Below are 479 nucleotides of genomic sequence, written 5' to 3' on the forward strand. Positions count from 1 at the left end.
GAGACGGACTCGTTTAGCAGTTCGCGGCCGCGGAACGTGACTGTCACCGTGCCGGTGTCGACGTCGCTTCCGACGTTCGTGATCCGCACGGTCCCGGCCTGCGACTCGTTGTAGTCTAGCAGGTACGTGGGGTTGAACGAGTCGATTTGGAAGGTTTCCTCGGGTTCGGTGTCGACGCCGCTCGCGTTCGCGGCGCCCTCGGTCTCGATCCCTGCTCCGGGGGCCTCGTCGCCACCGGCCAGTCCGCCACAGCCCGCGAGGACGACCACCGCGGCCACCGCGAGAACACATTGGTATCTCGCAGAATGTATTATAGAAATATACTCATATTATTTTCGGATATGACAAACGGTTGTCTCGACTGGCGACCGCGGGGGCGGACCGCGGTCCCGCGACCCGCGAACGTTCGGGAGCTATTTATTCATAGAAATGTGATAACAACACATGACTGCTCTCGGCACCGTCGCACCGCAGATGAG

The 479-nt window shown here is 60.5% G+C and carries 1 pseudogene; it reads right to left on the reverse strand.

The window, feature by feature from the left end:
• A pseudogene (locus tag EXE45_RS17850) lies at positions 1-278 on the reverse strand (hypothetical protein); the annotation flags it as partial.
• Between the last annotated feature and the right edge of the window lie 201 nt (positions 279-479).

The organism is Halorubrum sp. SP9, from assembly GCF_005435015.1.
In the GTDB taxonomy this organism is placed as follows: Archaea; Halobacteriota; Halobacteria; order Halobacteriales; family Haloferacaceae; genus Halorubrum; species Halorubrum sodomense.